Genomic DNA, 7007 nt, shown 5'->3' with positions numbered 1-7007 from the left:
CCACCCGAGGCCCCAGCGCCCGGCGCCGCGCCGCCGGGCTGGATGCGCACGCCGAAGCGCGGCTCCTCATCGGGGCGCGATCCGAACGCCGTGGGCCCGTCACCGGACTCCGCGCGGGCGCGACGGCGCTCCTCGGCGCGGCGCGCGGCCTGGCCGCCCCGGGTCAGGTTGCCCGGCGCGTCGGCCAGCGCCCGGGCCGCCTCCTGAACCCGGTCCGAGGCGAGGATCGAGTAGCGCGAGGCCACCACCTGGCTGATAGAGGTGAAGTCCCGGCGACCGCGCGTGAGCGCGTAGCTGACCGCCTGGAAGAGGATCCCCCACACGACGCCCAGCAGCACGGCGCCGAGGAGCCTCGGGGGCGTCGAGGCGCTGCCGATGAAGTTCATCATGAGGGCGAAGAACACGCCGATCCACAGCCCGGACCCGGCGCCGCCGGCGATCGCCCGCCCCCAGCTCAGGCGGCCGGTGATGCGCTCGACCTGCCGCAGATCGGTGCCGATGATCGACAGCAGTTGGACGGGGAAGCCCCCGTCCGACAGGGAGTCAACGGCGTGCTGCGCCTGCGCGTAGGTGGCGAAGGAGGCGATCTCCTCGCCCTGGGGCAGCGCGCCCCCGCGACCGACGATCGTGTCAGGACCCATCTGGATGCTCATAACCCCATCGTCCCATGCCGACCGCCACGGAGACGAGCCGGCCCGCCCCCCGCCGCCCCGATCCGCTCTCAGCGACCACGGGGCGGCGGGGGAATATCGGCCCGATGGCGTCCCTCAGGCATCAGCGGCGAGCGAGCGCCTGGCCACTCGATTCCCATCAGGGGCATTCATCAGATCTCCGCCGCGCCAACCGTGCCCTCGATTCCGAAGGGGCACATACATAAGCGAAACCGGAGAGCCGACCGCAGGAGGAATAAGCCGTTGCGATGTATCACGAGCTCGCAACGAGTGCATCGCGCCACGGACCCACTATTTACGCGAAGCCATGCCCGCAGGTAATCTAGTGGTCGCGAACACAGCCGAAGGCATAGGAGCCTTCGATTCGTTCGAACATCTTGAAAAGTGTTCGCACACCATATCAACCGCTCAGCAACTGGAGAAATCATGAAGGTTCCTCACATCATTGCCGGCGGAGCCGCCAGCGTTGCGCTAGCCGTTTCCGGCGCTACCGCGTCCGCAGCACCCATCGAAACACCACCCAATTCTAGCACCTCTTCCGAAGAGCCCACATCAGAGGAAGAACTCGATCAATTCGCCGGCGACCTCGAGACACTGTTCACCCGCTATGTGCAACAAAGAGCAGATGGAACAGTCGTCGTAAACATCCAGAATATCACTGCGGATGGAATGGGGGACAAGATCTCCGACTTTCAACGATTCGCCGATGCGATGAACAATGTTGGCCGCACCCCTTCCGGTCAAGAGAGCCAATTCTCAAGCAATGGAGCAAGCGCTCTAAGCGTCGGAAGCTTCATCAGTTGCTTGGCGACGTCAGCCCTCGGCATTCCAATCGGTAACGCACCCAACCTGTACGCTGCTCTACGAGAAGGATTGCGGGCATGGAACTGGGGACTGACAGCGCGGACAGTGGCCCGCATTATCGGCCCATCCGCCACGAAGGCCCTGGGCGGTCCTTGGGGCATCGCGCTCGCGCTCGGATGGGGGGCCCTCACATGTCGGGGACATCTGTGATCTGGAGGCCATCATGACCACTCAGAAGAGCGCGCGACTGCGAAACAAAACGGCGCTTCAGTTCCTCTGGGGACTCCTTGTGATGAAGATCATCACCTGCTGCATCTGGGGGTTGCCCCTCTCAGCGCTCAGCACATGGGCGGACCTCACGACCTGGATATACTCGCTCGTTCCAGCCGCGATCTTCACCGTCAACTACTACCGCTTCTCGATAAGCCGTCACAATCCGTTTTAGGGCTCATGAGAGCACCGGGCGGCGCCGAGGCGCCGGGCGCCTGACACAGCGGGCGCGAGGATTCGCCGAGGGCGCTTCCAGCGGGCCGTCCTCGCGCCCGCTGGCTCACGGTGTCGCCCTCTCGGATACGGCTAGTCTCGCTGACCGGACAGGTTGGTTGAAGGAGTGTGACGACACGGTCTGAAAAGACCTGGGTGGGAGGACCTGCGCGGTTGAGTGGGACTGGCTAGGTATGCCCTCAAGGAGAAGGCCCTGCCGTGTCCCACGGCTAACGCGGCCTTGACCCCACGTCACCGTCCGATCGCCGCCCACCTGGGTATCGGCCCCTCGAGCGTGGGACGCATCCTCACGGCCTGCCGACTCAACCAGTTGTCGGCCTGCGACCGGGCCACTGGGGAACCCGCCCGCCGCCACGCCTCCGAGGCCGAGCGCCGAGCAGCCCCGTCAGGATGGATCCACTTCCACAATCGCCACAGGCCCCGCCCAGCCCGCGACAACCAACCACCCATCACCCGCTTTACCAACCTCCCCGGTCAGTGCAACTAGGCTGTGCCCATGGAGAGCAGTAGGACGCGCAGCGCAAGCAGGGTCTTCGTGGCCCGACTCGTCGGCACGGCCGTCTTCGACCCCCTCGGGGATCCCGTCGGCCGCGTCCATGACGTCGTCGTGCTCATCCAACTGCGCGGCGAGCCCCGGGCGGTGGGCTGCGTCATCGAGGTGCCTGGACGGCGCCGCGTCTTCCTGCCGCTGTCGCGCATCACGGCGATCGAGCCGGGCGCGGTCATCACCACGGGCGTGGTCAACATGCGCCGATTCGAGCAGCGCAAGGTCGAGACCCTCGTGGTCGGCGAGCTCCTCGACCGCGTCGTCACCCTCAAGGACGGCACGGGCACCGTGGAGATCCGCGATGTGGCCATCGAGCGCGACGCCGGCATGGATTGGAAGGTCACCCGCCTGTTCGTCCAGCGCGCCTCGTCGGGCCCCCTGGGGCTGCGGCGCGGGGAGACCGCCACGGTCCGCCCCGACGAGGTCACCGGCCTGGCAGGCGGCATGGAGCAGCAGGGCGTCACCGCCCTCCTGGCCACCCTGGAGGACCTCAAGCCCGCGGATCTGGCCGAGGCGCTGCGCGACCTCCCCCACGCCCGGCGCGTCCAGGTGGCGCGCGAGTTGCCCGACGACCGCCTCGCCGACGCCGTCGAGGAGCTGGGCGATGACGACGCCGTCGCCCTCCTCTCTGCCCTGGAGTCGGCCCGCGCCGCCGACGTCCTGGAGGCCATGCAGCCCGATGACGCGGCCGACCTCGTCGCCGAGCTCCCCAAGCTCAAGGCAAACGAGCTTCTCGCGCTCATGCAGCCCGATGAGGCCGCCGACGTGCGCCGCCTCATGCGCTACGACGAGTACACCGCCGGCGGCCTGATGACCACCGAGCCGATCATCCTGCCGCCCGAGGCCAGCGTGGCCACCCTGCTGGCCCAGGCCCGCAAGGCGGAGGTCCCCCCGGCCCTGGCGGCGGTGGCCTTCGTGTGCCGCCCGCCGCTGGAGAGCCCCACGGGCATGTACCTGGGCATGGTCCACCTCCAGCGCGCCCTGCGCGAGCGCCCCCAGCAGATGGTGGGGCGCATCCTGGATAAGGACCTCGGCGCCGTCGGGCCCACCGACTCCATCGGCACGATCACGCGCCTCCTGGCCACGTACAATCTCACGGCCATGCCCGTGTGCGATGAGGCCGGCCGCCTCGTGGGCGCGGTGAGCGTCGACGACGTGCTGGACCATCTCATGCCCGACGACTGGCGCGAGGCCGATGACGCCGTCACCGACGAGATGATCGAGAGGAGCGCCAATGCCTGAGCAGCTCGACCAGCCCTTGGACCCGGGGCGCGGTCGCCGACTGCGCGGACTGCGCCCGCGCCGCTCCTCGCGCTCGGACGCCTTCGGGCGCTTCGCGGAGGCCACCGCCCGCTTCATGGGCTCGCCGAGGTTCGTCCTGTACATGACGGTCTTCGTCATCGCCTGGATCGTGGCGAACATCGCCCTGGCAAGCGCCTCCAAGGCTTGGGACCCCTACCCGTTCATCCTGCTCAACCTGGCCTTCTCCACCCAGGCCTCCTACTCCGCCCCCCTCATCCTGCTGGCGCAGAACCGCCAGGACGACCGCGACCGCGTCACCGCCGAGCAGGACCGCCAGCGCGCCGAGCGCAACCTGGAAGACACCGAGTACCTCACCCGGGAGATCGCCGCGCTGCGCCTGGCGATGAACGACGTCGCCACCCGTGACTTCGTGCGCGGCGAGCTGCGGGACATGCTCTCAGAGATCCTCGCCGAGGAGCGCGCCATCCGCGAGGAGATCTCCGAGCTCGGCGAGGGCGAGCACGCCGAGGGCGATGAGGCGCCCGTACTGGCCGAGACACCCTCCCCCGCCCACGAGGCCTGACCCGGCCCGGCGCTCGCACTCACCCCGCCCCGATCCGCCGCGAGCCCCCGCGAACTCGCCCATTCCGCCGCGAGCCCCCCCCGATCCCCCGCGCCCCCGATCCGCCACGAACTGACACAGACGGCCCGGGGATGGCGCCCCCAGGGCGAGCCCGTAGGATGAGGGCATGCCGATGCCCACTGAAGAGGCCGTCCGCGATGCGCTCGCCCGCGTCCACGACCCTGAGATCCGCCGTCCCATCACCGAGCTCGGAATGGTGGACTCCCTCGAGATCTCACCCGACGGCGTCGTGAGCGTCCACGTGCTCCTCACCGTGGCCGGCTGCCCGCTCAAGGACACGATCACCCAGGACACCACCCGGGAGGTCGGCGCCGTCGAGGGTGTCACCGATGTGCGCGTGAGCCTGGGCGTCATGACCGATGAGCAGCGGGCGGCCCTGCGCTCCCAGTTGCGCGGAGGGGCGGCGGAGCCCGTCATCCCCTTCACCCAGCCCGGCTCGCTCACCCGCGTCTACGCGGTCACCTCTGGCAAGGGCGGCGTCGGCAAGTCCTCGGTGACGGCCAACCTCGCCGCCGCCATGGCCGCGCAGGGCCTGAGCGTTGGCGTCGTCGACGCGGACATCTACGGCTTCTCCATCCCCCGGATGCTGGGCTCGGAGCAGGTGCCCACCCAGCTCGATGGCATGATCGTCCCGCCCATCGCGCACGGCGTGAAGCTCATCTCGATCGGCATGTTCGTCGATGACAAGCAGCCCGTGGTGTGGCGCGGCCCCATGCTGCACCGCGCGGTCCAGCAGTTCCTCTCCGATGTCTTCTGGGGGGACCTCGACGTCCTCCTCCTCGACCTGCCCCCCGGCACCGGGGATGTGACGATCTCCGTGGCGCAACTGCTGCCCAACGCGGAGATCCTCGTGGTCACCACGCCCCAGCAGGCGGCGGCCGAGGTAGCCGAGCGCACGGGCCTCATCGCCACCCAGACCAAGCAGCGGGTGGTGGGCGTCATTGAGAACATGTCCTACTTGACGCAGCCCGACGGCTCTCGGCTGGAGATCTTCGGCTCCGGCGGCGGCCGGGCCGTGGCCGCCTCCCTGACCGAGACGCTGGGCTACGACGTGCCGTTGCTCGCCCAGCTGCCCCTGGACATCAAGCTGCGCGAGGGCTCCGACACCGGCGTGCCCGCGACCATCGGCGAGGGTGGCCACCCGCCCGCGGACGCCCCTGCCGCCCAGGAGCTCTCGGCGGTGGCGCGTAGGCTGTCCCACCGCTCCCGGGGCCTGGCCGGGCGCCCCCTCGGCGTCACCCCCGCCTGACGTCCCCGCGCCCCTCACCGAGACCGGTCGATATCAGGAGCGAGACCGGTCGAAAATAGGAGCGAGACCGGTTCGAGGGCGGGCAGCGCGACCAGATCTGGGCGCGCCGGGACCCCGCGCGGGGATTCAGCACTGATGGCTGGGCCGGAGGCGCTGATAGTTGGACCGGAGGCACTGCGGGTCTGGGTGACAACCGCGCCCGAAGGCGCTCAGCGCGACCATCGGTGGGGAGGATCGGCGTCGACGCGCCGTTCCACGGGGCGCCCAGCCGAATGACTGTTGAGGCTCAGTCGACGCGCACTGACGCCGCGGCCTCACGGGTCCGAGCGGCCGTCTTGGCGGCCCGCACGATATCGCGCGGTGAGAGTGGGCGCGGCGCGCCGGGCGCGACCGCCGACGCGACCGCGGGCTCCTCCACCAGCGAGGCCGGCACGGTCACAGGCCCCGTCACCGGGTCAGCGACGGGCTCGACGACGACGGGCTCCGCAGCGGCGGGATCAGCAGTGACAGCGGCAGGCGTGGGCTCCACCGCCGGCTCGGCCTCGGCCGGCTCCGGGGCCGGCTCCGCCTCCGCGCCCGGCTCGCTGAGGCCGGCTCCGGCGCCTCCGGCCTCGACCGGCTCGGAATCCGCGGGAGCGCCACCGGCCTTGGGCTGGCCGTCGGAGCCGCCCTCCGCGACCGCCACCCCATCCTTCTCCTCGGCGCCAGCCGCCGGATCGGCCTGGGACGCTTCCACCTGTGGGAGCTCGGCGGTGGTGGCCTCGCCCTCCTTCGCGGCCCGGGCAGCGGCAAGGGCCTCGGCTTTCTTCTCCTCGATCTTGTTGGCCAGGGAGTTCGCCCGGTCCTTGTCCCGAGCCTCCTTGACGGAGGCGTCAATGGCGTCGGTGGTCTCCTTGGCGGCGTCCTTGACCGCCTTGAAGGGCGACTGGAGGTCCTTCTTGATGGCGTCGAGGTCCTCACCCAGGGCGTCGCGCACGATCTTGCGCGGGTCGTACTGGCGCGGGTCGAGGCTGGACAGGTCGAGGTCGGCGAGCTCGGGGCCGACCTCCTCGGCGATCTGGGTCTTGGTGCTCTCCAGGAAGACGCGCAGTTGGCGGACCATCTGGGTGAGTTTGCGGGTGTACTCGGGCAGCCTCTGGGGGCCGATGACCACGACGGCCACCAGCAGGAAGACCACGAACTCAGATGAGGAGAATCCCAGCACGAGGCGAGTATAGAGCGCTGGGCCGCGATGCCCTCATGCGCCAGCTCCCGGCTCAGCGCGCCGCGGCCCAGCGCAACGCGGCCCAGCGCGCCGCGGCCCGACCCGCCATCGTGCCCGACCCGCCGTGGCCCGGCGCGCCACGC

7 protein-coding genes are annotated in these 7007 nt (G+C 69.9%); 5 read left to right on the top strand and 2 right to left on the bottom strand.

The genetic code is table 11. The annotated features are described in order from the left end of the window. On the bottom strand, positions 1-653 hold a 653-nt coding region (locus tag GVV75_RS08165), incomplete at its 3' end, for a general stress protein (protein ID WP_159814294.1). 444 nt (positions 654-1097) lie between these two features. Here GVV75_RS08165 and GVV75_RS08160 point away from each other — a divergent pair. From GVV75_RS08160 to GVV75_RS08140, 5 genes are all read left to right on the top strand, one after another. Continuing rightward, complete coding sequence (locus GVV75_RS08160) at positions 1098-1685, top strand: hypothetical protein (RefSeq protein ID WP_159814292.1); 588 nt, start codon at positions 1098-1100, stop codon at positions 1683-1685. A gap of 13 nt (positions 1686-1698) precedes the next feature. Then, positions 1699-1920, top strand: a complete 222-nt coding sequence (locus GVV75_RS08155; protein WP_159814290.1) for a hypothetical protein — start codon at positions 1699-1701, stop codon at positions 1918-1920. A gap of 555 nt (positions 1921-2475) precedes the next feature. After that, on the top strand, positions 2476-3768 hold the full coding sequence (locus GVV75_RS08150) for a magnesium transporter MgtE N-terminal domain-containing protein (protein WP_159524615.1): 1293 nt from the start codon (positions 2476-2478) through the stop codon (positions 3766-3768). Continuing rightward, positions 3761-4351 (top strand): DUF1003 domain-containing protein, encoded by a 591-nt coding sequence (locus GVV75_RS08145; protein ID WP_159814288.1) that lies wholly within the window; start codon positions 3761-3763, stop codon positions 4349-4351. The genes GVV75_RS08150 and GVV75_RS08145 overlap by 8 nt, the downstream gene beginning before the upstream one ends. Before the next feature lie 166 nt (positions 4352-4517). After that, complete coding sequence (locus GVV75_RS08140; protein WP_159524613.1) at positions 4518-5660, top strand: Mrp/NBP35 family ATP-binding protein; 1143 nt, start codon at positions 4518-4520, stop codon at positions 5658-5660. A 286-nt stretch (positions 5661-5946) separates the two neighbouring features. On the opposite strand, the gene GVV75_RS08135 is transcribed toward GVV75_RS08140, so the two are convergent. Further along, a complete protein-coding gene (locus tag GVV75_RS08135; protein ID WP_159814286.1) occupies positions 5947-6864 on the bottom strand; it encodes a twin-arginine translocase TatA/TatE family subunit in 918 nt (305 codons plus the stop codon). Positions 6865-7007: the final 143 nt, after the last annotated feature.

The sequence above is a fragment of the Actinomyces sp. zg328 genome (genome assembly GCF_009829635.1).
Lineage (GTDB): Bacteria > Actinomycetota > Actinomycetes > Actinomycetales > Actinomycetaceae > Actinomyces > Actinomyces marmotae.
Note: the sequence above shows the minus strand (reverse complement) of the source record. Positions and strands in the feature narration are given on the sequence as shown.